Below are 23,895 nucleotides of genomic sequence, written 5' to 3' on the forward strand. Positions count from 1 at the left end.
GCCATGACGAGTGAGAGCGCGGGCGTCGAGACTGGTGTGGCGGGCAGTGCAGCGGAGGGCAGCGGCCGGGGTGATGCGGTCGGCTGGGCGGCGGTGGAGGAGGCGGAGCCGGAATTCGCCAGGTGGGTGCGGAAGCGGTTCGGGGCGTACCGGCACCATGTCCTGGCGACCCTCCGGAAGGACGGAGCGCCGCGGCTCACCGGTCTGGAGGCGGACTTCCGCCATGGGGAGTTGTGGCTGGGCATGATGGTGGGTTCGCGCAAGGCGCTCGATCTGCGGCGCGACCCCCGGTTCTCCCTGCATGCCAATCCGGGGCCGGACGCCGGACTTGCCGATGGTGACGTACGGGTGTCCGGGCGGGCCGTGGAGGTGACCGACCCCGGGGTGGTGGCGCGCTATGCGGCGGAGGTGGAGCCGCCGGAGCCGTTCCATCTCTTCCGGGCGGAGCTGACGGAGGTGGTGCGGACGTACGTCGAGGACCCGTATGTGGTGCTGGTGAGTTGGGCGCCGGACCGGCCGCTGCGCACGGTCCGGAGGATGTCGGATGACGCGGCGCTACGGGTGGAGTGACCGTGGGGTGGCAGGTGGGCCGGCAGTGGCAGGTGGGGCGGCGGCGGACGGGTGCCCGGGGCCGGCTCAGTCGACGTTGCGGGCCCGGGTGCCGTCGGCGTCCGGTTCGAGGTGCCAGCTGATGATGCGCCGTGGATGGACGCGGATCACGTCGTTGCTGAAGAAGTCGGGGGCCATCGGGGGCGCGTCGAGGGTGAGCAGTTCGGCGCGGCCGCGGATCTCCACGCCGCGGCCCCAGCCGGGCGCGATCGGGTCGTCGGACGGCGCCATGTCGTCGATGAGCAGGGAGACTTCGGGGCGGGCCTGGGCGTTGCGGTACTTCTGGCTGCGGTGCAGCGCGGGCCCGCCGATGTCGAGGGTGTCGTCGTCGTTGAGGACGAAGCCGACCGGGCGCACCTGCGGGCCGCCGTCCGGCCCGGTGGTCGCCAGGCGGGCCAGTGGCTGGCCGGCGAGGTACGCGCGCTCCTTGGGGGTGAAGACGTGCGCGGTGATCGCGGGAGCGCCGGTGGGGTCCGTGGTGGCGGCGTCCGCGGGCGAGGCGTCCGGTGTCGGCGTCGGCTCCGGTGTCGGCTTCGGTGTCATGGCGGCGACGCTAGATCCTCAATTGCGGTTGAGGTCAAGAGGTGCCCTCGGTGGCTCAGTGGGTGGCCACGGGGAGGCGGTCGGTCCGGTGGGTCTTGTGGGGGCGGTGTTCGCCGTGCGGCTCGCGGACGCGGTGGGTGCGGAAGACGTAGAGGGAGGCGACGAACATGACGGCGCCCATGGTGAAGCCGAAGGCGCACGACTTGAGGATGGCTTCCCCGCCGAGGCTGTAGCACCAGCCCAGCGCGCCGCCGAAGAGCACGCCGTAGGCGATCGCCCGGGTCTCGGTGACCATGGACGACTGGAAGTGGGCCACCACCAGCCCGAGCGCCCCGGAGACCACGAACGCGGCCAGCCCGTACAGCATGGCCGGGCCGCCCTTGGTGCCGTCGGTGTGGGTGCGGAAGATGGTGACGAGGCCGAAGGCGAGTGCGGTGATGATCGGCAGCGATACCTTCGCCGGGATGCGCCCGGCCATGCCCTGGGTGCGCTGCGGGGTGCCGGCCCGGCCGGGTGCGTGGGCCGTCGCTCCGTGTTCGGTCTCCACGGTGCCGTGCGAGCGGGCTGCCCTCGCGCCATGCCGCTGAGCGATCTCGTCCATGACGGGCTCCTCTCGGTTGCCCCGCTGTCTTCCTGTCCAGGCGACACCCGGGGGTCGCCGGCGTCAACCGGAGCGGCGGGCCGGATCGGCTTCAGCCCAGGTCTTTCTGGTACCAGGCCACGTCCCAGTAGCGGCCGAATTTGCGGCCCACCTCCGTGTACGTACCGATGTGCCGGAAGCCGAAGCGGGTGTGGAGGCGGGCGGAGGCCTCGTTCGGCTGGGTGATCCCGGCGTAGGCGCGATGCACGTCCTCGCCGGCCAGGGCCTCGAACAGGCCCTGGTACAGCAGTGTGCCGACGCCCCGGCCGGCGGCCTGCGGCGCGCAGTAGACGGTGACCTCGACGGAGGGGGCGTAGGCGGCCTTCGGGCGGAACGCGCTGCTGGTCGCGTAGCCGAGCAGCGCGGGGTGCGGCGCGCCCGCGACGCCGGGGTGCGGCGTGCCCGCCGGCCCGTTGTGCGGGTCTTTCGTCCGGTCTGTCGCCTCCTGGGCAACCAGAAGCCGGTGCGGGCCGTCTTGGGGGTGGGAGAGCAACCACGGGCGGCGCTGTTCGGGGGTGAAGGGCTCGGTGTCGAACGTGATGCAGGTCTCGCGAATGTAGTGATTGTAAAGATCGGTAAGGGCCGTGAGGTCCGCTTCGGTGCCCGCTCTGACCTGCACTTCCCCATGTTCCCGCAGCATGTGACCTCCCTGGGTGGCGCCGCAGGGTACTGCATGATCAGAAAAATAGCGGGGCGGCGTGGGAATTCTGTCCGGATTCCAGCCGTTGTTTCCTTCGGACGGGCCACTCGGCAAGCATCGGCTTTCCGATGGACGATCCGGCCCGCCCCACCGTCCCGCGACCGACTCATCGCAAAGGGAGCACACGCATGGCAACCCGTGCCGTCGCCCGGCGTCAGGAAAGCACCAGCGCTTCTGACGGGGCCAACAGTGTTCGCGCAATAGGCGGGGAGATCGCCGACCGCGACCTGGTCGGCATGTACCTCGACGAGATCGCGCGTACGCCACTCCTCGACGCCGCCAAGGAGGTCGAGCTGTCCCAGACCATCGAGGCGGGCGTATACGCCCAGCAGATCCTGGACGGGGAGGTCACCGACGGCAATGCCGCAGGTGCCAGCCCCGAGGAGCTGTCGGCGCTGGCCGAGGAGAGCGCCAGGGCCAAGGACGTCTTCATCCGCTCCAACCTCCGGCTGGTGGTCGCGGTCGCCCGCCGCTATCCGCGCGCCGGGCTTCCCCTGCTCGACCTGATCCAGGAGGGCAACGCCGGCCTGGTGCGTGCCGTGGAGAAGTTCGACTACGCCAAGGGCTTCAAGTTCTCGACGTATGCGACGTGGTGGATCCGCCAGGCCATCACCCGCTCCATCGCCGACCAGTCGCGCACGATCCGGCTGCCCGTGCACCTCGTCGAGGAGCTGGGCCGGATCCGCCGGGTGCAGCGCGAGTTCAACCGCGAGAACGGCCGCGACCCGGAGCCGGCGGAGGTCGCCGGCGAGCTGGGCTCCACGCCCGCCCGTGTCACCGACGTCCTCGACTGGGCGCGCGACCCGGTCAGCCTCAACATGTCGGTGGACGACGACGGCGACACCCAGTTCGGCGATCTGCTGGAGGACACCTCCGCGGCCTCGCCCGAGCAGTCCGTCCTGACGCTGCTGCGCAGTGAGGAGCTGGAGGACCTGATAGACCGGCTCGACCACCGCACCGCCTCGATCATCAAGGCCCGGTACGGCATCGAGGACGGCCGCGAGCGCACGCTGACCGAGGTCGGCAAGCAGCACGGCCTGACCCGTGAGCGGATCCGCCAGATAGAGAAGCATGCGCTGCTGGAGCTGAAGCGGATGGCGCGCGACACCGGGTTCGACGCGGCGGCATAGCCCGACGGGCGAGTCGGCGTGCCAGGTAAGACGGCGCGGCCGCGGAGGGTGCGGCCGCGCGGGGGTGCGCGAAGGGTGCCTGCCCGAGTGTGTCCGCCCGTGTGTGCCCGCCCGTGTGTGCCCGTGCGCGTCTGCGTGCCCGGATCAACGTGTGTGCCCTGTCGAAGGCGCGACCCGTGGAGGACGAGCCCCGGTGCCGTTTCGGCGTCGGGGCTCTTGTGTGCCCGGGGCCGGAAGCCGGCGGCCGCGCAGCGATGTCCGTTTGAGTCCACCTGAAGCCCACTTCCGTTTACTTTCCAAAAAACTGGGCGTAGCATCGCACTGAAACCACAGGTTCGGGCATGGAACGGACACAGACACAGATGTATGCACCGGAACGCCAGCAGGAGATTCTGCGGCTCGCCCGTGAAGGCGGGCGGGTCGATGTGCTCTCCCTCGCGGAGGAGTTCCAGGTCACCGCCGAGACCGTGCGACGTGATCTGAAGGCGCTGGACCGGGCCGGCCTGGTGCGCAGGGTGCACGGCGGGGCCATTCCTGCCGGCCGCCTGGACTTCGAGCCCGACCTCGCCGAGCGGGACGCCGTCGCCGCCGACGAGAAGCAGCGCATCGCCCGGGCCGCACTCGCCGAGCTCCCCGGTGGCGAGGGCGGGATCGGCGGCTCCGGGAGCGTGATCCTGGACGCCGGTACGACCGCCGCCCGGCTCGCCGCCGAGATCCCGCTGGAGGCCGAGCTGACCGTCGTCACCCACGGCCTGCCGGTCGCCGCGCGGCTGGCCGACCACCCCGGCCTCACCCTCCATCTCGTGGGCGGCCGGATCCGGCACCGTACCCGGGCCGCGGTCGACGACTGGGCGCTGCGCGCCTACCGCGAGATCAACGCCGATGTGCTGTTCCTGGCGACCAACGGCTTTTCCCCCGACGGCGGTCTGACCACCCCCGACCTCGCGGAGGCCGCCGTCAAGCGGGCGCTGATCGCCGCCGCCCGCCGTGTCGTCCTCCTCGCCGACTCCGCCAAATACGGGCAGCAGCACTTCGCCCGCTTCGGCGAGCTGTCGGACGTGGACCTGCTGATCACCGACACCGGTCTGAGCCCCGACGACGCCCTCGCCATCGAGCGCGCGGGCACGGAAGTAGTACGCGCATGATCCTCACCGTCACCCCCAACCCCAGCCTGGACCGTACGTACGAGATCCCGGCGCTGGACCGCGGGGCCGTGCTCCGGGCCACCGGGGACCGGATCGACCCCGGCGGCAAGGGCGTCAACGTCTCGCGGGCGGTCGCCGCCGCCGGGCACCGCACGCTGGCCGTACTGCCGCTGGGCGGGCCCGCCGGTGCGGCGCTGGCCGGGCTGCTGGGCGCCGAGGGCATCGAGGTGGCCGGGGTGCAGGTGGCCGGACAGACCCGCTCCAACATCTCGGTCGTCGAACCCGACGGCACGCTCACGAAGATCAACGCGACCGGCCCCGAGCTGACCTCCGAGGAGTCGCAGGCGCTGCTGCGGAGGGTCGGCGAGCGTTCGGCCGGAGTGGACTGGATCGCCTGCTGCGGCAGCCTGCCGCGCGGTCTGGCGCCCGAGTGGTACGCCGAACTGGTCGCCCGCACCCACCGCGCCGGCGCCCGGATCGCCCTGGACACCTCGGGCCCGTCGCTGGTGGCGGCGCTGCGCGAACGCCCGGACGTCGTCAAGCCCAACGCCGAGGAGCTGGCGCAGGCCGTCGGCCGTCCGCTGGCGACCCTCGGCGACGCGGTCAAGGCCGCCGAGGAGCTGCGTGCCTGGGGCGCCCGTGCCGTCCTGGCCTCCCTCGGGGCGGACGGCCAGCTCCTGGTCGACGAGGGCGGCGTCCACTACGGCAGCGCCCCGGTCGCGGCCGTCCGCAGCAATGTCGGCGCGGGCGATGCCTCGCTGGCGGGCTTTCTCACGGCGGGCGGCACGGGACCGGCCGCGCTGGCCGCCGCGGTGGCGCATGGTGCGGCCGCCGTCCAGCTGGCCGGCAGCCTGATGCCGACGCCGGCCGATCTGGACACGGCGGCGGTCACGGTGACCGGCGACGTACCCCTCGACCGGCTGCTCACGGAGCCGACGCCATGACCGCCGACCGGGGAGCCGAAGGCGTGATTGCCGACCGGGGAGCCGGCGCCATGACTGCCGGTCGTGCTGCCGGTGTCCCCACCAGCCACCCCCGTTCCAGCCACCCCCCGTTCCGTCCCCACCGTCCCCCCGGCGGTGCCGCGCGCAAGGGAGCCCGTGATGAGTGAGCTGATCACTGCGGAACTGGTCGACCTCGACCTGTCCGCCGAAACGAAGGACGCCGCCGCACGGGCCCTGGCCGAGCGGATGGTCGCGGCCGGCCGGGTCACCGATCTGGCGGGCTTCCTCGCGGATGTGGCCGCGCGCGAGGCCCAGATGCCGACCGGGCTGGACGGCGGGATCGGCATTCCGCACTGCCGCAGCACGCATGTCACCGAGCCGACGCTGGCCTTCGGACGCAGCGCCGCCGGTATCGACTTCGGCGCGCCGGACGGCCCGGCCGACCTGATCTTCCTGATCGCGGCCCCGGCGGGCGGCGACGCGGACCATCTGTCGATCCTGTCGACCCTCGCCCGGCAGCTGATGGACGAGACCTTCACCGGCGCGCTGCGCTCCGCCACCGAGTCGGAGCGTACGGCGGCACTCATCCGGGGGGACGAGGCTCCGGGGGAACCGGCGCGGGAGCAGACGGAACCGGAACCGGCGGCGGAGACCGCGGACATGGCGACAGCGGCTCCGGAGCCGCCCGCGGAGACAAGCGCCGCCCCCGCCGGCCAGCCCGCCCCCGCCCCCTTCCGCATCGTCGCCGTCACCTCCTGCCCCACCGGCATCGCGCACACCTACATGGCCGCCGAGTCGCTGGAGCAGGCCGGGAAGGTCGCCGGCGTCGAGGTGGCCGTCGAGACCCAGGGCTCGGCCGGGTTCCAGCGGCTCGACCCGCAGTTGGTCGCGGACGCGGACGGCGTGATCTTCGCGCATGACGTCGAGGTACGGGACAAGGAGCGGTTCGCCGGGAAGCCGACCGTCGACGTCGGGGTCAAGGCGGGCATCGGCCGCGCCGCCGACCTCATCGCCGAGGTGCGCCGGAAGGCCGCCCTCGGCGAGGGGAGTGCCCCGGCGCGGGCCGCCGCCCCCATGGACAAGGACGCCGAACCGGGCGACGGCTTCGCCACCCGCCTGCGCAAATGGTTGATGACGGGCGTCAGTTACATGGTCCCATTCGTCGCTGCGGGCGGGCTGCTCATCGCGCTCGCCTTCGCCATCGGCGGCTACACGATCAACAAGGCACCGTCCGTCGCCGACCACTTCCTCTGGACCGAGTCCACCAGCTGGGCGGCCCTGCTCTTCCAGATCGGCACCGTCGCCTTCGGCTTCCTCGTCCCCGTCCTGGCCGGCTTCATCGCCTACGGCATGGCGGACCGCCCCGGCCTCGTCCCGGGCTTCGTCGGCGGGGCCATCGCGCTCACCGTCAACGCGGGGTTCCTGGGCGGGCTGATAGCCGGTCTGCTGGCGGGCGCGGTGGTGATGGCGATCCAACGGGTCCGCATCCCGGCGCCGTTGCGCGGCATCATGCCGGTCGTGGTCATCCCGCTGCTCTCCTCGGTGGTCGTCGGCTTTCTGATGTTCCTGGTGGTCGGCAAGCCGATCGCCGCGCTGCAGAAGGGGCTGACCGACTGGCTGTCCGGCCTCACGGGCGCCAACGCGGTCATCCTGGGCGCGCTTCTCGGCCTGATGATGTGCTTCGACCTCGGCGGCCCGCTGAACAAGGTCGCCTACGCCTTCGCGGTCGGCGGCCTCGCCAACCCCAACGCGGGCAGCCTGAAGGTCATGGCCGCGGTGATGGCGGCCGGCATGGTCCCGTCGCTGGCGATGGCGCTGGCCACGACCGTGCGCGGCCGGCTCTTCACCAAGGCCGAGCGGGAGAACGGCAAGGCGGCCTGGGTGCTCGGCGCCTCCTTCATCACCGAGGGCGCGATCCCGTTCGCCGCCGCCGACCCGCTGCGGGTGATCCCCTCGGCGATGGCCGGCGGCGCGGTCACCGGCGCCCTCTCGATGGCCTTCGGCTGCACCCTGCGCGCCCCGCACGGCGGCATCTTCGTCGTCCCGCTGATCGGCCAGCCGCTCCTCTACCTGCTCGCCATCGCCGCGGGTACGGGCGTCAGCACCGCCCTGGTCATCCTCCTCAAGGGCCTGCGCAAGCGACCGGACACCCGCCCGGCGGACTCACCCGCCCCCGACGGGGCCGGGGTGACGGTCGCGGCCTGACCCCCGCCGGCCAACGGGGAGCGCGGAGGACCCGGCGGGCCGGTCAGGCGGTGCCGGAAGGAAAACGGCGGTGGCCGGCCCCCTACGGGACCGGCCACCGCCGCTGTGCTCAGTCGTGGGCGCCGTGCGTCAGCCCGCGCTGCCCGCCTGCCACTCGGACCACGGCATGTTCCAGCCGTTGAGGCCGTTGTCCGGCTTGACGGTCTGGTCGTGCGAGTTCTTCACGATGACGACATCGCCGATCAGCGACTCGTTGAAGAACCACTTGCCGGGGGTGTCGCCACCGCCGCCCTTCTGGTCGCGCAGACCGACGCAGCCGTGGCTGGTGCCGGAGTTGCCGAAGACGGACGGTGAGCCCCAGTAGTTGCCGTGGATGAAGGTGCCGGACTGCGACAGCCGCATGGCGTGCGGCACGTCAGGGATGTCGTACTCGCCCTTGCCGCTCTCGTTCTTGAAGCCGACGGTCGAGCCGTCCATCCGGGTCTTCTCGAACTTCTCCGAGATCACCATCTGGCCGTTGTACGTGGGGTGCTCGGCGCTGCCGCCGGAGATCGGGATGGTCTTGTACGTCTTGCCGTCCCGCTTGACCGTCATCTGCTGGGTGTTCATGTCGACCGTGGAGACCTGCGAGCGCCCGATGGTGAAGGACACGGTCTTGGACTGGACACCGGTGATGCCCTGGCCGCCCTTCACCCCGTCCAGGTCGATCTTCATGGTGACCTTGGAGCCGGCCTTCCAGTAGTCCTGCGGCCGGAAGTCCAGGCGCTGGGCGCTGAACCAGTGGCCGACGACCGGCTGGCCGCTGCTGGAGGTCACCTTGATGTGGGACTGGACGTCCTTCTTGTTGGTGATCGCCTTGTCGAAGTTGAAGGACACCGGCATGCCCACGCCGACGGTCTTGCCGTCGTCGGGGGTGTAGGAGCCGATGAAGCTGTCGGCCGAGGAAACCGTGGTGAAGGTGGCGTTCTCGGTGGCGGCCCGGCCCTTGGCGTCCTTGGCGTTCGCCACGATCTTGTACTTGGTGCCGCGCTCCAGCTGGACGCCGGGCTTCCAGGACGTGCCGTCGGGCGATATGGCGCCGGCGATGTCCTTGCCGGTGTCGGCGGCGGTGAGCTTCACATCGGTCAGCTTGCCGCTGGTGACCTTCACGCCGGTGTCGTTGATGCTGGCGTCGGTGGCGCCGTCCTTCGACGAGACCTTGATCTTGGCGTCGGAGGCGTTCTTGGCGGCTGCGGCGTCCGCGGCGGCCTGGCCGTTCTTGCCGTCGTCGCCCCCGGCCTTGGCGTCCCCGCCACAGGCGGACAAGCTCAGCGCACCCGCTGCGAACAGGGCCGTCACGGCAAGCGTGCGGCGCATCCGCCGGTGGCGGCGCGGCGCACCGGGTGCCGGCTGCTCGTCTGACAGGAGCAGCTGGTGCGGGGTGCGGGACCGAGCGGGCGCGGGATTGTCCGGCGATGTCACGAGCTGCTCCATACAGGGGTGTTGTGGTTCCGTGCTGATAAACAGCACGAGCGGGCGGATTCGGTTGCGGGTGCGGCCTGCTTGTGAGGAAGCTCACGCGCGCGGTGGTAGGGGGTGGTCGGCCGGCCCTGACAGCCAGGTTCGCAGCGCGGGGCCGTTTTCGTCCAGGCGGGGCGGAGCGGAGGGTTGGGTCACCGGGGTCCCCGAGAGGCGGAGCGGGCTGGCGACTTGGGGGATCCGGCCCTCGCCGACCGGGATCACCGGATCGAGGCCGAGCCGCGCCGCCAACGCCAGGGCCTCGGAGACGGTGTTGACCGGGCCGCAGGCCACCGACGCCGCGGTCAGCCGCTCGGTCCAGGCCTGCGGCGTGTCGGCGGACAGGAGGTCTTCGAGTGCTTTGATGAGATCTGTACGGTTTTGTACGCGATCCCGATTGCGGACGAACCGGATGTCGTCGGCGAGCTCCGGTGCGCCCAGTGTCTGTGTCAGTGCCCGGAATTGACGGTCGTTCCCCGCCGCCACCGCGAGCAGCTCCCCGTCCCGGCAGGCCAGTGTCTCGTACGGGGCGATGCTCGGATGGCGGTTGCCCATCGGTTCCGGATCGCGGCCGGTGGCCAGATGGCCGGACGCCTGATTGACCAGCGAGCCCAGCAGCGATGAGAGCAGATTCACTTCCACCAGCTGGCCCTCGCCGGTGCGGTCGCGGTGCCGGAGGGCCGCGAGGATGCCGGTGGTGGCGTCCTTCGCGGTCAGCACGTCCACCAGGGCGACGCCCGCCTTCAGCGGCGTCCCGCCGGGCTCACCGGTGATGCTCATCAGCCCGCCGACGGCCTGGACGACGAAGTCGTAGCCCGGTAGCCGGGCGCCCGGGCCGGCGCCGAAGCCGGTGATGGTGCAGTGCACCAGGCCGGGGTTGGCGGCCCGGGTGGCGGTGTGGTCCAGGCCGTAGCGGGCGAGCGAGCCGGGGCGGAAGTTCTCGATCAGTACGTCGGCCCGGCGGGCCAACTCGCGGGCCGCGGCCGCATCGTCCGGGTCGCCGAGGTCCAGGGCCAGGCCGCGCTTGGAGCGGTTCGCGGCGTCGAAATACGCCGCGGTGCCGCGCCGGGGCGCACCGTCTCCGTCCGGCTCCAGGTCCTCGGGGTCGGGGACGAACGGCGGGCCCCAGGCGCGGGTGTCGTCGCCGGTGCCCGGCCGCTCCACCTTGATCACCTCGGCGCCGAGGTCGGCCAGCGTCGCGGCGGCCAGCGGCCCGGCCAGCACCCGGCTGAAGTCCGCGACGAGGATGCCGTCCAGGGCGCGGGCGGGCGGGCCGCCGGCAGGGGGCTGCGGGGCGGCGTCGGCGGGCGGCCGGGGCGGCTGCGGCACGGTGCGTTCTCCTCATGTCGCGGACGAGGTGCCGTCATCGTCCGGGGGTGCGCTGCGCCGGGGGAAGCCTCCGGCGTGTCCAACGGAGCGGGGCGGTTCCTGCCAGGGTGGCGTCTTGGGCCGCCGCCGGAAGGTGTCGAGGCCGGAAATGTAGCGAAATGCCATAGGAGATGCGTCACTTCAGGACTTAAGTCCTAAGATCCCCTGTCGGAAGTCCCGAGGTGTGGTGTCTACTGGCGTGAGCCCAGCGCCGCATCCCTCCGGGAGGACCGCATGCTCCCCGTCTCGATTGTGCAGCAGATCGGCCTCGGCGTGCTTTTCGCGCTGGCCGTCGTCTGGACCGTCGGGCTGACCAGAATGCTGCGCCGGGGCCGGTACGAGGCGGCCCTGTGGCGCGACCAGCAGGAGATGCGGGCCCGGTACGCGCCGCGCGGGCGGTCCGCACGGCCCGGCCCCGAGGCGCTGCCCGGCGGGCCGGAGCTGCTCGGTTCGGTGCCGCGGCAGACCGGTCCGACCGGTCCGCCGTCGGAGTGCGTGCAGCTCAGCGATGCCGAGCGCAGCGCGTTCGAGGGGCTCGTACGGCAGTTGACCAGCCCCAGTTGAGCCGGCGGCCGGCCGGGCTCAGCGGCCCGGCCCCAGCCTCAGCAGCGCCAGCGCGGTCAGCATCTGCACCGAGACGGCTGCCGTCGACTTCCACGTCGACAGATGGTGCTGGCCCCGTATGAGCAGGACCGCGAGGAGATAGCCGAAGCCCCAGGTCGTCCAGGTCGCGGCCTGTACGAAGGTGGCGTCGGTCGGCAGCCAGGCGGCGATCGCCAGTCGCGGCAGATCCGTCACCCAGAACAGCACGATGAACAGGCTCGCGGTCGGCGCGAACCGGCCTATGCCCCCGAGCGTGCGGGCGATGGCGTGGGCGACCGCGCCCAGGACGAGACTGGCGGTCAGCACCCCCGCCTCGGCCAGCCCGACGAGCTGTAGTGCCGCGGTGCGGTCGACGGCCCACTGGGTGTGGAAGGCGTCCATCGACACCACCCCGATGCCGCCGCTGATCAGCGACAGCAGTATGGCCGCGCTCCAGGCGGTGCGGTCCCGCGCCTCGTCCAGCACCTCCACCGGCCGGTACCACAGCCCCAATATCAGCCGGTGCCACCACAGCCGGCGGCGTGGTGCGGGCTCCGGGGGAGCCGGCTGGACGAGCGTGGGCGGCGGGTGCTGGGGAGACGGGGAGGGGGGTGGTGCGGGCATAACGCCGTTTCTACCACCGGCCAATTCGCCGCGATGCGGGGGCGTCGAGCCCGGCCACGGCCGGTACGGATGAGAGGCTCTGCCGGTGACTGTGCAGACACCGGAGCACGACGAGGCGCACGGCGGCGGACTCGGCAGCCGGCTCAACTGGCTGCGGGCCGCGGTCCTCGGCGCCAACGACGGCATCGTGTCCACCGCCGGACTGGTCGTCGGGGTCGCCGGCGCCACCGACGAACGATCCGCGCTGCTGACGGCGGGGCTGGCGGGGCTGCTCGCCGGATCCATGTCGATGGCGGCCGGTGAGTACGTCTCGGTCTCCACCCAGCGGGACTCGGAGAAGGCCGCGCTGGCGCTGGAGAAGCGGGAGCTGGCGACCGAGCCGCAGGCGGAACTCATCGAGCTGACGGAGCTGTTGGAGGGCAAGGGGCTGGACGGCCAGCTGGCCCGGGAGGTCGCCGAGCAGCTCACCGAACACGATGCGCTGCGCGCCCATGCGGAGGTGGAGCTGGGCATCGACCCCGACCAGCTCACCAACCCCTGGCATGCGGCGGGCGCGAGCTTCCTCGCGTTCACGGCGGGGGCGCTGCTGCCGCTGCTGGCGATCGTGCTGCCGCCGGCCGGGCAACGGCTGTGGATCACGGTGGTGGCGGTACTGGCGGCGCTGGCACTGTGCGGCTGGAGCAGTGCCCGGCTGGGCGCCGCACCGGTGCGGCGCGCGATGCTGCGGAACGTCGGGGGCGGGGCGCTGGCGATGGCCGTGACGTATGCGGCGGGGTCGGTGCTGGGGGCGGTGGGGGTCTGACCGGCCCGCCGTGGTGGTGCGGCCCCGGGCCCGTCCGCATCACCGGTACGAGTGAGCGGCTGATCCCGCCTCAGTCCGCCCCGTAGAGGTCGCGGTACGCGGGGAAGAGGCCGCCGGGGCCGTCCACCGTCTGTGCTGCCAGGGCGCCCCGGACCACGGCGCGGCAGACCACGTCCGCGCCCGCGGACAGGATCTCGTTGAGGGCACCGGCCTCGGCATGGATGCCGAAGGCGGTGTCGGCGAGGGCCGCTTCGGACGCGAGCGGACGGGCGGCGGTGGACAGGGCGAAGACCGTGTCGCCGTCGGACAGCAGATGCACGGGGCGCACGGCGCGGGCCAGCCCGTCGTGTGCGGTGCCGGCGAGTTTGTGGGCCTGGGCGCGGGTGAGGGCGGCGTCGGTGGCGACCACCGCGAGGGTGGTGTTGAGCGGCGGGTGGACGGACGCGGCCGAGCGGGCCGCGGATATCTCCTGGGCCTCGGCCAGCCGGCGCAGGGCGGCGGCGTGCACCTCGGGGTCGGGCCAGTCGGTACGGCCCTCGTACAGCCGGCCGTAGAGGGCGCCGGTGCGCGGGTCGGCGACGGAGCCCACGGCGTTGACGGCGGCCAGCGCGGCGACGGTGGTGCCCGACGGCAGGACCACGCTCGCGGTGCCGATGCCGCCCTTGAGGCCGCCGACCACCGCGCCCGTGCCGGCGCCCGTGTTGCCCTCGGCGACCGGGACGCCGGGTTCGGTGACCGCCGCGGCCGTGACCGCGGCGCGGCCCAGTGCGGCGTCCGGGCGGGCCCGCCAGTCGCCGCCGCGCCCCAGGTCGAACAGGGCCGCGGCCGGCACGACCGGGACGACCTGTGCGGGGTCGGGGCCGACACGGAAGCCGCGGCCCTGTTCCTCCAGCCAGGCGACGACCCCCGACGCGGCGTCAAGACCGAAGGCGCTGCCGCCGGTCAGGACGACCGCTTCGATGCGCTGGACGAGGTTGCGCGGGTCCAGCGCATCGGTCTCCCGGGTGCCGGGCCCGCCGCCGCGTACGTCGACGGCCGCGACGGCGCCGCCGTCGGGGGCCAGCACGACGGTGGTCCCGGTCAGGTACCCGTCGGCGGTCCGCTCGGCATGGCCGACCCGGAGGCCGAGGACGTCGGTCAGGGCGTCCTGCGGCCCCGTGGGGGTCGGCGCGCCCGGTGGCTGCTCAGTAATTGGCCGGTCCCATCACGATGACCGGGTGCAGGTCGGGGTCGAGGGTGCGCAGCAGTTCCCGCATCACCTTGGGCTTGAGGCTCACACAGCCCTGGGTGGGGCCGTCGTGGTCGACATGCAGCCACACCCCGCCGCCCTTGGCGTCGCCCCACGGACGCTGCTTGTCCATGGGGGAGGTGCCGGGCTCCCGGTTGTAGTTGATGGCGATGACGTAGTCGAAGGCGCCGGCCAGCGGCTCGCCGTCCACCCCCGTGCCGTCGGCGACGAAGTTGTTGTTGCGGTCGTAGGGGAACCGGGTGCCCTCGGGGGCGGCCAGCCGCCCGCCCGCGTCGGTGAGCGAGAAGACACCGATGGGGGAGCGCAGATCGCCGTAGCGGTGGTCGTCGGTCCAGCCGTGCGCGGCGTTGTGCGCGCCCCAGACGGGGCCCGGCGTCCAGTCGTCCGAACCCTCCGCGCGGGTGTAGAGGACGACACGGGACTCGAAGGAGTCCATGCCCTTGCCCGTGACGACCAGAACCTGTCGGGAATTGGCCGGTATCCGCTTCCTGGCGGCTTCGCTGAGGCCGGGGATCTGCCGCCCGGCGGGACCGTTCGGTGCGGCGTTCGGGGCGGTTTTCGGCGCGGCCGCGGGAGTACGTGGCGTGTCCGGGCCGGAAGCCGTCGTGGACGTGGTGCTCTTGGCGTCGGTCCCGCCACTGTGGTCGTCCCCCGAGGCCGGCCACGCCCACAGGGCGGTGCCTACCAGGGTGGAGAGGGCGAGACCGCTCACGGCCTTGCTGCGCCGGGACAGTCTCGTCCGCGCGCGGCACTGAGCGTGGCGGGCCATGGCTGGCGTCTCCTCAAGTACGGACGGCGGTCTGCCCCCGGGCTTTCCGTAGTTCTTCACAGGGGCACTCCCTGTCATAAAAAGGGCAATCTGCACCCTACCGCGTCAGCATCGGTGCGCCTCCGCTGGCTCAGGCGCCCCCCGGGGAACGCGAGCGCGAAGCGGCGGGAAGTGGGGTCCATTGGTGGGTAATTGACGAGCCGTCGACGGGCCGGGGGCGCGGTCGGGGCGCGGACCGCGCTGGTGGCGGGGCCTCGCCCGGCCGGGGGACGAAGATGGCTCGATCTGATGCAGAATCAGGGCGGGCACGGGGCTGTACGGCCGTTCGGCACGCTTATGGCGGAGCGGCGCGGCGCGCCGCGGGAGCCCGTCGCGGGGGCGCGTCCGGGGCACCTCCGGGAGATCGGTGACGGCACGATCCCCGAGACGGGTGACGGCGCGGGGCGACCGGCTCCCCCACTACTCCGCCGGTGCGGTGTCCTGACGGGACGTGAGGTGGACGCCGGCCGCGACGGTCGCGGCGGCCACCAGGCCCGCGGCCGGCACCGCCGCGCGCCCGGCGAAGGTGCACGCCAGGACCAGCAGCGCCGACACCGGCAGCACCAGCTGCTGGGCCGTGCCGCGCTTGTGGTGCCGGGAGTGGATCAGCCACACCGTGCACAGGAACAGCGCGCCCGGCACCGTCACACACGCCGCCGCCCCGTACGCCGACAGGTCCGCCCTGCCGACCGACTCCCGCACCGCGACCTCGATGCCCGCGCCGATCGCGGCCGCCGAGCCGAACACGAGGTAGTGGCCGTAGCCCCACAGGAACGCCTGACGGTTCGTGCGCAGGTGGCGGTGGATGGGCACCGCGAAATAGATCCAGTACGCGGCGAAGACCAGCAGCAGTCCGCCGCCCGCGATCGGCAGCAAGCGGCCCGGCGCGTCGTGCGCGTCCAGCGCCGACTGCACGGCGAGCGTGGCCGCCGCGATCGTCTCGCCCAGCACGATGATGGTGAACAGGCCGTAGCGCTCCGCGATGTGACGGGCATGCCAGCTCGTCTGCCAGCCCCGCTCGGCCAGACCGGGGACGGCCAGTTCCAGCGCTCCGACGAGGACGAACACCAGGGGCACGGCCCCCTTCGGCAGGAGCAGCAGCCCCAGCCAGCCGACCTGGCACACCGTCACCCCCAGGGCGTAGTACAGGGCGGTGCGCCGCTCGGGGCCCCGGCTGCCGTACGCGGCCCGCAGCCACTGGGTGACCATCGCCAGCCGCATCACCACGAACCCGCACCACACGAGGGTGAAGTCGCTCTCGAAGGCCCTCGGCACGCCGGCGGCCAGGATCAGCACCCCCGCCATCTGGACCAGCGTCACCACGCGGTAGAGCGGGTCGTCGGTGTCGTACGCCGAGGAGAACCAGCTGAAGTTCATCCAGGCCCACCAGATGGCGAAGAAGAGCATCAGGTAACCGGCGAGGCCGTGCCCCGGATGCCCCTCGGCCAGCGCATGAGCCAGCTGGCGGCCCGCCTGGGCGATCGCCACGACGAAACACAGGTCGAAGAAGAGCTCCAGCGGGGTGGCGGCGCGGTGCTCCTCGTCGCGTCGGCGTGCCCGCATGGGGACCGGCACCTCGGCTCCTCTCGTCGGCCGGAGCGGCCGCCCTCAGTACAGCGCGGGCGGCCCGCGGCGCCAATGAGGGGAGCGGGTGTGTCGGACGGGGGCGGCGGCTACTCGGCGACCGCGTCCACGATGGAGGGGAAGGCCGAGGTCGGCAGCACCCGGGTCAGCCGGAAGCCTTCGGCCGACAGCAGGGTCGCGAACTCCTCCGCGGTGCGCTCCTTCCCGTCGACCACGGCCATCATCGCCACGTCCAGGGTCTTGCCGAAGTGCGGCGCGTTGCCCGGCGGCAGTACGGAGTCGATGACCAGCAGCCGGCTACCGGCCGCCATCGCCTGACGGCAGCTGCGCAGGATGCGCCGACAGGCCTCGTCCGGCCAGTCGTGCAGGACCTGCTTGAGGACGTAGATGTCACCGCCCTCCGGTACGGACGCGAAGAAGTCGCCCTCCTGGACGCGCCAGCGGTCCTTCAACTCGTCGCCGTCCAGGAGGTGGTGGGCGAGCGGCGGCGCCTGGTCGAAGAGCACGCCGGTCAGTTGTGGATGGCGGTGCAGCACGGCGCGCAGCAGTCCACCGCGGCCGCCGCCGACGTCCACGACGGTGGCGCCGGTCGCGGGGAACGGATAGACCGCCGCCACCGCCTCGTCGACCGGTGCGGACAGCGACGACATCCCGTCGTCGAAGAGCCGGCGGGCGTCCGGGTCCGACTGCAGATGCGTGAAGAGGGGCGCCCCGTAGAGCCGCTCGAAGGAGGTGCCGCCCTCCCGGACCGCCTCGGGCAGATCGGCCGAGGTCCGCCGGAAGAGGTCGTCGGTCATCATCATGATTGCGTGGTGCAGCGAGTCGGGGACGCCGGTACGCAGCAAGGCGGCGGCGGGCGTCAGCTGGAAGGCCCCCGCGGTGTCCTCCCGGAAGATGCCGCGGGTGGCGAGGTAGCGCAGCACGCGGCGCAGGTGCGGGGCGTGGGTGCCGGTGGCGGCGGCCAGCTGCTCGGCGGTGCGCGGGCCCTCGGCGAGGTGGTCGGCGATACGGTGCTGCGCCGCGGTGCGCAGGGCGGCGGAGAAGAGGTGGCCCATGGCCTGGTCCATCAGGTGAGCCGTGAGGTCGCGGGGCTCGCCGGTCGTTCGGTCGGGGGAAGTGGCCAACGTCAGCCTCCAGTCAGCGGCTTGGGCTTGCTGGTCCCGGTCGCAGGGGGTGATCCACGGTTGCAGCCGCGCGCTCCGGTGTCACGGGCGGGCTCCGGGTCAAGCGCGAAGTCCGGCCAGGGGAGCATGGGGTGCCGGGCCCTTGGTGGTCGGCCTGGGCCCTAAGGGACGGATCCGGGGGATGCCAGGGATCCGGCCTCGATGAGGCGCGGCCGTTCGTGGTCGAATGCGCGTATGAGCGACAGCGACACGACAGGCACGACCAGCCCGAACGATGACGCCGAGCACCGCAACGACTCCGCCGCGGCGGCCGCCCCGGCCGCCGTCCTGGCCCCGCTCGACGACCGCCTCGCGGACCTCGTAGCCCTCTACGAGGACCTGCACCGGCATCCCGAACTCGGCTTCCAGGAGACCCGTACGGCCGCCGAGGCCGCCCGCCGGCTGACCGCATCCGGCTATGACGTCACCACCGGCATCGCCGGGACCGGCGTCGTCGGCGTGCTGCGCAACGGACCGGGGCCCGTGGTCCTGCTGCGCGCCGACATGGACGCGCTGCCCGTCACCGAGAACTCCGGTCTGGACTACGCCTCCACGGTCCCCGGCCGGATGCACGCCTGCGGGCACGACGTCCATGTGACGTGTCTGCTGGGCGCCGCCGATCTGCTCGCGGCGGGCCGCGACCACTGGTCCGGCACGCTGATCGCGCTCTTCCAGCCCGCCGAGGAGGTCGGCGGCGGCGCCCGCGCCATGATCGACGCCGGCCTCTACAGCAAGGGCCTGATACCCACCCCCGAGGTGGTGCTGGCCCAGCATGTCGCGCCGCTCGCCGCCGGGCTGATCGCCTACTGCCCCGGCCCCTGTATGGCGGCGGCCGACACTCTGGAGATCACCTTCCACGGCTCCGGCGGCCATGGCTCGCGGCCCGAGACCACCGTCGACCCGATCCTGATGGCCGCGTCCTTCGTCCAGCGGGTGCAGTCCGTGGTGGCCCGCGAGGTCGCGCCGAAGGACCGGGCGGTGGTCACCGTCGGCTCCTTCCACGCCGGCGACTCCGCCAACGTCATCCCCGACCGGGCTGTTGTCCAGCTCAGCATCCGCACCTTCGACGATGCGGTGCGCAGCGCCGTGCTGGCCGCCGTCGACCGCATAGCCCGGGCCGAGGCCGCCGCCTCCGGTGCGGACCGCGCCCCCGAGACCGTGGCCCTGGACACCTTCCCCGTCACCGTCAACGACTCCACGACGCTGGGGCAGGTCAACGACGCTTTCACCGAACTCTTCGGTGCGCAACGGCTGTTCCCGTACGAACCCGCCACTGGCAGCGAGGACGCCGGACTCCTGGCGACCGCCGCCGGGGCACCGCTGTACTACTGGTGGCTGGGCGGCTGGGACCCGGAGGAGTTCCATACGGCGCTGGCCGCCGGCCGGCTGGCGCAGGACATCCCGTCGAACCACTCGCCGCACTTCGTACCGGTGGTCCGGCCGACGCTGACCATGGGGGTGGAGGCGTTGACGGCGGCGGCGCTCAATCAGTTGGGGGCGTTGGCGGGGGGATCGGGTGGGTTGAGGGGCGGATTGGAGACGGGGGTGGGCTGGGTGTGACGGACGTACCGGAGACGGTGGGCGGGGCGGGCCGAGGGCCGTACCGGAGACGGTGGGCGGGCTGGAGTCCGCGGCCGCACTGGAGTCTGCGGCCGCGCCGAAGACGGCGGAAGCTCCTGTGAGGCAGGTCGGCCTATCGGCCCCCGGCGGCTCGACGGCGGTCGTTTGACCTTGTCCTTGGGGGAAGCCCCAGCATCGGCTGTGCCGGGCGAGCGCCCGGTACGAGGAGGACGGACGGGTGGATGGACGGGGCGACGGACGGGTGGACGGGGGCGCGGAGATGACGCCGTACGAGGACGGTCAGTTGCTGACCATCGGGGCGTTCGCGCGGGCCTCGCGGCTCTCGCCGAAGGCGCTGCGCCTCTACGACGAACTCGGCCTGCTGACCCCGGCTCGTGTCGACCCGCACAGCGGCTACCGCCACTACGCCCCGGTTCAGCTGGAGCGGGCCCGGCTGGTGGCCTGGCTGCGCCGGCTCGGGATGCCGCTGGCCCGCATCCGTGAGGTGTGCGAGCTGGCCCCGGCCGCGGCGGCCGGGGCGGTCGCCGCGTACTGGGCGCAGGTCGAGGCCGACACCGCGGCCCGCCGGGATCTGGCCGCCTTCCTCGTCGATCAGCTGAAGTGGAAGGACACCGACATGACCGCACCCCGTACGCCCCTGACGATGCGCAGCGCCGCCCTGACCGACCGGGGACAGGTACGCCCGGCCAACCAGGACGCGGCCTACGCGGGACCGCGGCTGCTGGCCGTGGCCGACGGCTACGGCCCGCGCGGCGGCCCGGCCGCCACCGCCGCGATCGATGCCCTCAAGGTCCTGGAACACCAGGACCCGACCTCGGAGGACCTCCCGGGCGCTCTGGAGGAGGCGGCCCGTCGCGCCCACCGCGCCGCCCCCTCGGCGGACGAGTCGACCGGCAGCACCCTCACCGCGCTGCTGCGCTCCGGCAGCCGGCTGGCGCTGCTGCACATCGGGGACTCCCGCGCCTATGTCCTGCGCGACTCCGGCCTCTTCCGGATCACCCACGACCACAGCCTGGTCCAGTCGCTGATCGACGAGGGCCGGCTCACCCCCGAGGAGGCTCCCGCACACCCGCAGCGCGCCCTGTTGCTGCGCTCGCTCGACGCGGACACCGAGTTCACCCCGGATGTGCAGCTGCTCGAAGCACGGCCCGGGGAGCGCTATCTGCTGTGCACCGACGGCCTGACCGGAGTGCTGCCGGCCGAGACGATCCAGGACGTGCTGACCGCGGCCGACACCCCCGACCAGGCCGTACGGGAGCTGATCCGCCTGGCTCACGAGGCGGGAGCGCCGGACAACGTGGCCTGTGTGGTGGCGGAGATGACGGCGGCGTAGGGCAGCGGCGTAGGGCAACCGAGGGGCGCGTCGGCCGGCCTCTCCAGCCGGCCGCCGCGCTCCCGGCCCGTCCGTCCGGGCGGGGATGTCGGCCGTTCACTCCATGGCGCCGGGCCGCGCGGCCGGTCCGCGATGAGCAGCCGCGCCCACCACCCCGCCCCTAAGGCCCCTATGGCACGTAAGGCCCGTAAGGCCCCTAAGCCAGCCCCTTCAACATCCCCTTGAAGTAGAGCTGCGGCAGGCCGTAGCGCTTGAGGAACCACATGTCGGTGCGTTCCCGGGTGGTGTCGAGGAAGGGGATCGAGGGGGTGTGCTGCAGGTCGTAGTCGAACTCGGCGAGCAGCATCTTGTGCCGGGCGGTGACCAGGGGGCAGGAGGTGTAGCCGTTGTAGCGGGCGGTGGCGGGGCGTCCGCGCAGTCCGGCGAGGAGGTTGGCGACGACGACCGGGGCCTGCTTGCGGATCGCCGCGCCCGTTTTGGACGTCGGCAGATGGGCGACGTCACCGAGGGCGAACACGTTCGGGAAATCCGGGTGTTGGAGGGTTTCCCGGTCGGTCTTGACGTATCCGTGCGGGGAGGCAGGGTCGGCGAGCGGGCCGTCGGCCAGCCATGCGGGGGCGCGCTGCGGCGGTACGGCGTGCAGCAGGTCGTAGTGCACGGTCTCGGTCTTGCCGGTGCCGTGGTCCGTGATCTCCGCCTCGCGCGCGGCGCCGTCGAGGCCGGTCATCTCGGAGCTCAGCCGCACCTCGATGCCGTACCGCCGGGCCGTCTCCGTCAGCGCGCGGTCGAAGACCGGCACCTTGAACATCGCGGGCTCCGGGAGCACCAGGATGGTGCGGATGGCGTCCAGTACGCCGCGCTTGCGCCAGTGGTCGGCCGCCAGATACGCGATCTTCTGCGGGGCGCCGCCGCATTTGACCGGCCCGGACGGCATGGTGAACACCGCCGTACCGCTCCGCATCCGGCGGATCAACTCCCAGGTGAGCGGGGCGAGATCGGGCCGGTAGTTGCTGCTCACCCCGCCGTGGCCGAGCGCCGCGGACAGACCGGGCACGCCGTCCCAGTCGAGCTGGAGGCCGGGGGCGAGGACCAGCCGCCCGTAGGAGAGGACCCGGCCGGAGGCGGTGGTGACCGTCCGCGCGGTGGGGTCGACGGCGGTGGCGCGCTCGCGCAGCCAGCGCACCCCTGGCGGTATGACGTCCGCCTCGGTGCGCAGCGAGGCGCGCAACGGGGCCTGGCCGCCGCCGACCAGCGTCCACAGGGGCTGGTACCAGTGTGTTTCGGAGGGCTCCAGCAGCGTGACGTGCCGGATGCCGGCACGTCGTAACCGGGCGGCGACCGTGATGCCTGCGGTGCCGCCGCCGACGATCAGGACCTGGTGGTGGGACGGGGCGGCGGATGCCGGAGCCATGTGTACCTCCTGGAGGGTGGGTGGAAAGGGATGCGTCGATACGGGGCGGGCCGGGGTCATGGCGCCCAGAGGTGCGGGAGGGCGACGGCCGCCATCGCGACGGCGAGGACGGTGACGAGGCCGGCGAAGGCCGTGTTCAGGGCCTGCGGGCGCAGGCGGGCGGTGAGGCGGTTGCCGAGGTTGCTGCCGACCGCAGCGCAGGCCGCGAAGCCGGCCAGCAGCGGCCAGTCCAGGGTGCCGGTGCCGGCCCGGGTGCCCAGCGCGGTCAGTGAGTTGATGAGGATGACGAGGAGCGAGGTGCCTATGGCGACCGGCATCTCCAGGCCCAGGACCAGGGTGAGGGCCGGTACGACGACGAAGCCGCCGCCGACCCCGAAGAACCCGGTGAGCAGCCCGACGGCGGAGGCGGTCGCGGCTACGCGGGCGGGGCGGGTGCGCGTGTGGGTGGGGCTGGTGTGTACGGGGGCGGCGGCCGTAGTCCGGGGGGCCCGTAGGGGGTCAGCCTGTACGGGATCCGGTACCGGGGCGAGATGCGGGGGTTCCGCCGAGGGCCTGGCATCGTCCGCCGTCCGTGGCAAGGGCTCCCCCGAGGGCTTGGCACCGTCCGCTGTCCGCGAGGAGGTTTCCCCCGAGGGCCCGGCATCATCCGTCGCCCGCCGCTCGGGTACCCCTAAGGGCTTGGCGCCCACCCCCGCCCGCCGTGGGCCCCGCCCCCGTAACAGCAGCATCGCCGCCACCACGAGCATCAGGCCTGCGAATGCCGCCATCAGCACCGTGGGGTCCAGGGCCGCGCTCCACCGGGAACCGAGGTAGCTGCCGGCCGTGCCCAGCGCCCCGAAGGCCGTACCGGCCGCCCAGCGGACGCGTCCGGCACGGGCATGGCACACCAGCCCGGTCACCGCGCCGGCCGTGACGACGACCAGCGCGCCCGCGGTCGCCTCGTGCGGCGACTGCCCCAGCAGATAGACCAGCGCGGGCACTGCCAGCACCGAACCGCCGCCGCCCAGCGCGCCCAGCAGCAGCCCGATCAGCAGCCCGCACGGCAGCGCCGCGACGGCTATGAGGACGGACACGAGGCCCGCGGTGCCAGGGCGACGGCCCGGCTGGTGTCGGACCACTCCGCGACGAAGGTGAACCGGTCGCCGCGGACCACCGTCTCGCGCCACTCCACCGGCCGTTCCCCGGCCCGCCCCAGCCGCTCGATGGCGAACGCGGGCTCCCGGTCGGCCAGTCCCAGCAGCCACGCCTGCCGTATGTCCGGCAGGAAGGGATGGATCCGCTCCTTGCCGCCGGTGACCTTCACCCCGCAGCGCCGGGTCAGCTCCCCGTAGAGCGAGGTGTGCCCGAAGTCGGCGTCCAGCAGCGGCTCGGCGACCTCGGCGGGCAGATACGCGGTGTCGTGGGCGAGCGGTTCGCCGTCCGCGAGCCGCAGCCGTTCCAGGACGATCAGCGGCGCATCCGGGATCAGCCCTAGGTGCCCGGCGATCGTCCCCTCTTCGGTCCGCTCCAGCCGCAGCACCTCGCTGCGTTGCTCCACGCCCTGGCCCTCCAACTCGCGGAAGAGGCTGTAGAGGGAGCCCAGCGGCTGCTGTATGTGGCGGGTGCCGAGCCGGCTGGCGCGGCCGCGTTCGGCGATCACCAGGCCGTCGGCGCGCAGCTTGCGCAGCGCCTCGCGGACGGTGTGCCGGCTGACCCCGTACTCGCCGGTGAGCCGGTGCTCGGCCGGGAACTCCTCGTGGAACGCGCCGGCTTCCATCCTACGGCGCAGATCGGCGAAGAGCTGCGCCCACAGGGGCAGCGGCGAGGCCCGGTCCAGGGGGCGCGGCTCGTGCGCGCCGTCCGGCGGCTCGGTCGTCATGGTGGTTCCTCCGCGGACTGACGAGGTGGGGGCGGGGACGCCGAATCGGCTGATACAGGGTCATATCGCTTGACGGGCAGTCGGCCTCGGCTTGTCGCCCGCCCTCGGCGTACCTAATG

The 23,895-nt window shown here is 72.9% G+C and carries 22 protein-coding genes; 9 read left to right on the forward strand and 13 right to left on the reverse strand.

Annotation, left to right across the window (positions count from 1 at the left end):
• Positions 1-3: 3 nt before the first annotated feature.
• The gene (locus CPH93_RS20090; protein WP_096213610.1) at positions 4-570 is read left to right on the forward strand and encodes a pyridoxamine 5'-phosphate oxidase family protein; all 567 of its coding nucleotides are present in this window, start codon (positions 4-6) and stop codon (positions 568-570) included.
• A 66-nt stretch (positions 571-636) separates the two neighbouring features.
• Here the strand turns inward: CPH93_RS20090 and CPH93_RS20095 are convergent, their stop codons facing one another.
• From CPH93_RS20095 to CPH93_RS20105, 3 genes are all read right to left on the reverse strand, one after another.
• Positions 637-1,152, reverse strand: coding sequence for a PPOX class F420-dependent oxidoreductase (locus CPH93_RS20095; protein ID WP_096213611.1), 516 nt, complete (start codon positions 1,150-1,152; stop codon positions 637-639).
• A 55-nt stretch (positions 1,153-1,207) separates the two neighbouring features.
• The gene (locus CPH93_RS20100) at positions 1,208-1,753 is read right to left on the reverse strand and encodes a hypothetical protein (protein ID WP_096213612.1); all 546 of its coding nucleotides are present in this window, start codon (positions 1,751-1,753) and stop codon (positions 1,208-1,210) included.
• Between the two features lie 91 nt (positions 1,754-1,844).
• Positions 1,845-2,432, reverse strand: a complete 588-nt coding sequence (locus CPH93_RS20105) for a GNAT family N-acetyltransferase (RefSeq protein ID WP_096213613.1) — start codon at positions 2,430-2,432, stop codon at positions 1,845-1,847.
• A 188-nt stretch (positions 2,433-2,620) separates the two neighbouring features.
• Here CPH93_RS20105 and CPH93_RS20110 point away from each other — a divergent pair, with 188 nt between their 5' ends.
• The 4 genes from CPH93_RS20110 (at position 2,621) to CPH93_RS20125 (ending at position 7,916) form a co-directional block, all read left to right on the forward strand.
• Positions 2,621-3,622, forward strand: coding sequence for a sigma-70 family RNA polymerase sigma factor (locus tag CPH93_RS20110; RefSeq protein WP_093483704.1), 1,002 nt, complete (start codon positions 2,621-2,623; stop codon positions 3,620-3,622).
• A gap of 362 nt (positions 3,623-3,984) precedes the next feature.
• Positions 3,985-4,767, forward strand: coding sequence for a DeoR/GlpR family DNA-binding transcription regulator (locus CPH93_RS20115; protein ID WP_096213614.1), 783 nt, complete (start codon positions 3,985-3,987; stop codon positions 4,765-4,767).
• Entirely contained in the window at positions 4,764-5,711 is a 948-nt protein-coding gene (gene pfkB / locus CPH93_RS20120) for a 1-phosphofructokinase (protein ID WP_093483702.1), read from the forward strand. Before CPH93_RS20115 ends, pfkB begins: the two co-directional genes overlap by 4 nt.
• Before the next feature lie 159 nt (positions 5,712-5,870).
• Positions 5,871-7,916, forward strand: a complete 2,046-nt coding sequence (locus CPH93_RS20125; protein WP_096213615.1) for a PTS fructose transporter subunit IIABC — start codon at positions 5,871-5,873, stop codon at positions 7,914-7,916.
• Positions 7,917-8,045: 129 nt separating this feature from the next.
• Here CPH93_RS20125 and CPH93_RS20130 read toward each other — a convergent pair whose 3' ends face one another.
• Together CPH93_RS20130 and CPH93_RS20135 are read right to left on the reverse strand one after the other, a co-directional pair.
• Positions 8,046-9,389 (reverse strand): L,D-transpeptidase, encoded by a 1,344-nt coding sequence (locus CPH93_RS20130; protein WP_096213616.1) that lies wholly within the window; start codon positions 9,387-9,389, stop codon positions 8,046-8,048.
• Between the two features lie 81 nt (positions 9,390-9,470).
• A complete protein-coding gene (locus tag CPH93_RS20135) occupies positions 9,471-10,742 on the reverse strand; it encodes a CaiB/BaiF CoA transferase family protein (protein WP_096213617.1) in 1,272 nt (423 codons plus the stop codon).
• 273 nt (positions 10,743-11,015) lie between these two features.
• Here CPH93_RS20135 and CPH93_RS20140 point away from each other — a divergent pair, with 273 nt between their 5' ends.
• Positions 11,016-11,345: a hypothetical protein gene (locus CPH93_RS20140; protein ID WP_096213618.1), complete on the forward strand. Its 330-nt coding sequence runs from the start codon at positions 11,016-11,018 to the stop codon at positions 11,343-11,345.
• Positions 11,346-11,363: 18 nt separating this feature from the next.
• Here CPH93_RS20140 and CPH93_RS20145 read toward each other — a convergent pair whose 3' ends face one another.
• Positions 11,364-11,987, reverse strand: a complete 624-nt coding sequence (locus tag CPH93_RS20145) for a YIP1 family protein (protein ID WP_231976896.1) — start codon at positions 11,985-11,987, stop codon at positions 11,364-11,366.
• Positions 11,988-12,072: 85 nt separating this feature from the next.
• Between CPH93_RS20145 and CPH93_RS20150 the strand changes: the two genes are divergently transcribed.
• Positions 12,073-12,789 carry a VIT1/CCC1 transporter family protein gene (locus tag CPH93_RS20150; protein WP_096213620.1) on the forward strand — a complete coding sequence of 239 codons (717 nt, stop codon included), beginning with the start codon at positions 12,073-12,075 and terminating at the stop codon, positions 12,787-12,789.
• 70 nt (positions 12,790-12,859) lie between these two features.
• Here CPH93_RS20150 and CPH93_RS20155 read toward each other — a convergent pair whose 3' ends face one another.
• The 4 genes from CPH93_RS20155 to CPH93_RS20170 all read right to left on the reverse strand — a co-directional run bounded on the left by CPH93_RS20155 (position 12,860) and on the right by CPH93_RS20170 (position 17,554).
• Complete coding sequence (locus CPH93_RS20155) at positions 12,860-13,981, reverse strand: P1 family peptidase (protein ID WP_173910003.1); 1,122 nt, start codon at positions 13,979-13,981, stop codon at positions 12,860-12,862.
• A complete protein-coding gene (locus CPH93_RS20160; protein ID WP_096213622.1) occupies positions 13,974-14,807 on the reverse strand; it encodes a L,D-transpeptidase family protein in 834 nt (277 codons plus the stop codon). The genes CPH93_RS20155 and CPH93_RS20160 overlap by 8 nt, the downstream gene beginning before the upstream one ends.
• Positions 14,808-15,266: 459 nt before the next feature.
• A complete protein-coding gene (locus tag CPH93_RS20165; RefSeq protein WP_096213623.1) occupies positions 15,267-16,421 on the reverse strand; it encodes a low temperature requirement protein A in 1,155 nt (384 codons plus the stop codon).
• Positions 16,422-16,519: 98 nt separating this feature from the next.
• Positions 16,520-17,554 carry a methyltransferase gene (locus tag CPH93_RS20170; protein ID WP_096213624.1) on the reverse strand — a complete coding sequence of 345 codons (1,035 nt, stop codon included), beginning with the start codon at positions 17,552-17,554 and terminating at the stop codon, positions 16,520-16,522.
• Positions 17,555-17,788: 234 nt separating this feature from the next.
• On the opposite strand from CPH93_RS20170, the gene CPH93_RS20175 reads away from it, so the two are divergent.
• Both CPH93_RS20175 and CPH93_RS20180 read left to right on the forward strand, forming a co-directional pair.
• Positions 17,789-19,153: an amidohydrolase gene (locus CPH93_RS20175; RefSeq protein WP_096213625.1), complete on the forward strand. Its 1,365-nt coding sequence runs from the start codon at positions 17,789-17,791 to the stop codon at positions 19,151-19,153.
• Positions 19,154-19,433: 280 nt separating this feature from the next.
• Entirely contained in the window at positions 19,434-20,507 is a 1,074-nt protein-coding gene (locus CPH93_RS20180; RefSeq protein WP_096215515.1) for a MerR family transcriptional regulator, read from the forward strand.
• Positions 20,508-20,703: 196 nt separating this feature from the next.
• Here CPH93_RS20180 and CPH93_RS20185 read toward each other — a convergent pair whose 3' ends face one another.
• From CPH93_RS20185 to CPH93_RS20195, 3 genes are read right to left on the reverse strand one after another with little or no spacing between them, the layout of a single operon-like run.
• Complete coding sequence (locus CPH93_RS20185; RefSeq protein ID WP_096213626.1) at positions 20,704-21,918, reverse strand: NAD(P)/FAD-dependent oxidoreductase; 1,215 nt, start codon at positions 21,916-21,918, stop codon at positions 20,704-20,706.
• A gap of 56 nt (positions 21,919-21,974) precedes the next feature.
• Positions 21,975-22,991, reverse strand: coding sequence for a sulfite exporter TauE/SafE family protein (locus tag CPH93_RS20190; protein WP_096213627.1), 1,017 nt, complete (start codon positions 22,989-22,991; stop codon positions 21,975-21,977).
• A complete protein-coding gene (locus CPH93_RS20195) occupies positions 22,976-23,776 on the reverse strand; it encodes a GntR family transcriptional regulator (RefSeq protein WP_096213628.1) in 801 nt (266 codons plus the stop codon). Before CPH93_RS20195 ends, CPH93_RS20190 begins: the two co-directional genes overlap by 16 nt.
• Between the last annotated feature and the right edge of the window lie 119 nt (positions 23,777-23,895).

The sequence above is a fragment of the Streptomyces sp. 2323.1 genome (genome assembly GCF_900221035.1).
Classification (GTDB): Bacteria; Actinomycetota; Actinomycetes; order Streptomycetales; family Streptomycetaceae; genus Streptomyces; species Streptomyces sioyaensis.

Bases quoted from the DNA above. Each gene is read 5' to 3' on its own strand.
- CPH93_RS20125 (WP_096213615.1), top strand. From the start codon at position 5,871: ATGAGTGAGCTGATCACTGCGGAACTGGTCGACCTCGACCTGTCCGCC.
- CPH93_RS20185 (WP_096213626.1), bottom strand. From the start codon at position 21,918: ATGGCTCCGGCATCCGCCGCCCCGTCCCACCACCAGGTCCTGATCGTC.
- CPH93_RS20110 (WP_093483704.1), top strand. From the start codon at position 2,621: ATGGCAACCCGTGCCGTCGCCCGGCGTCAGGAAAGCACCAGCGCTTCT.
- CPH93_RS20115 (WP_096213614.1), top strand. From the start codon at position 3,985: ATGTATGCACCGGAACGCCAGCAGGAGATTCTGCGGCTCGCCCGTGAA.
- CPH93_RS20175 (WP_096213625.1), top strand. From the start codon at position 17,789: ATGAGCGACAGCGACACGACAGGCACGACCAGCCCGAACGATGACGCC.
- CPH93_RS20095 (WP_096213611.1), bottom strand. From the start codon at position 1,152: ATGACACCGAAGCCGACACCGGAGCCGACGCCGACACCGGACGCCTCG.
- pfkB (WP_093483702.1), top strand. From the start codon at position 4,764: ATGATCCTCACCGTCACCCCCAACCCCAGCCTGGACCGTACGTACGAG.
- CPH93_RS20195 (WP_096213628.1), bottom strand. From the start codon at position 23,776: ATGACGACCGAGCCGCCGGACGGCGCGCACGAGCCGCGCCCCCTGGAC.
- CPH93_RS20130 (WP_096213616.1), bottom strand. From the start codon at position 9,389: ATGGAGCAGCTCGTGACATCGCCGGACAATCCCGCGCCCGCTCGGTCC.
- CPH93_RS20145 (WP_231976896.1), bottom strand. From the start codon at position 11,987: ATGCCCGCACCACCCCCCTCCCCGTCTCCCCAGCACCCGCCGCCCACG.
- CPH93_RS20160 (WP_096213622.1), bottom strand. From the start codon at position 14,807: ATGGCCCGCCACGCTCAGTGCCGCGCGCGGACGAGACTGTCCCGGCGC.
- CPH93_RS20180 (WP_096215515.1), top strand. From the start codon at position 19,434: ATGACGCCGTACGAGGACGGTCAGTTGCTGACCATCGGGGCGTTCGCG.
- CPH93_RS20090 (WP_096213610.1), top strand. From the start codon at position 4: ATGACGAGTGAGAGCGCGGGCGTCGAGACTGGTGTGGCGGGCAGTGCA.
- CPH93_RS20105 (WP_096213613.1), bottom strand. From the start codon at position 2,432: ATGCTGCGGGAACATGGGGAAGTGCAGGTCAGAGCGGGCACCGAAGCG.
- CPH93_RS20140 (WP_096213618.1), top strand. From the start codon at position 11,016: ATGCTCCCCGTCTCGATTGTGCAGCAGATCGGCCTCGGCGTGCTTTTC.
- CPH93_RS20100 (WP_096213612.1), bottom strand. From the start codon at position 1,753: ATGGACGAGATCGCTCAGCGGCATGGCGCGAGGGCAGCCCGCTCGCAC.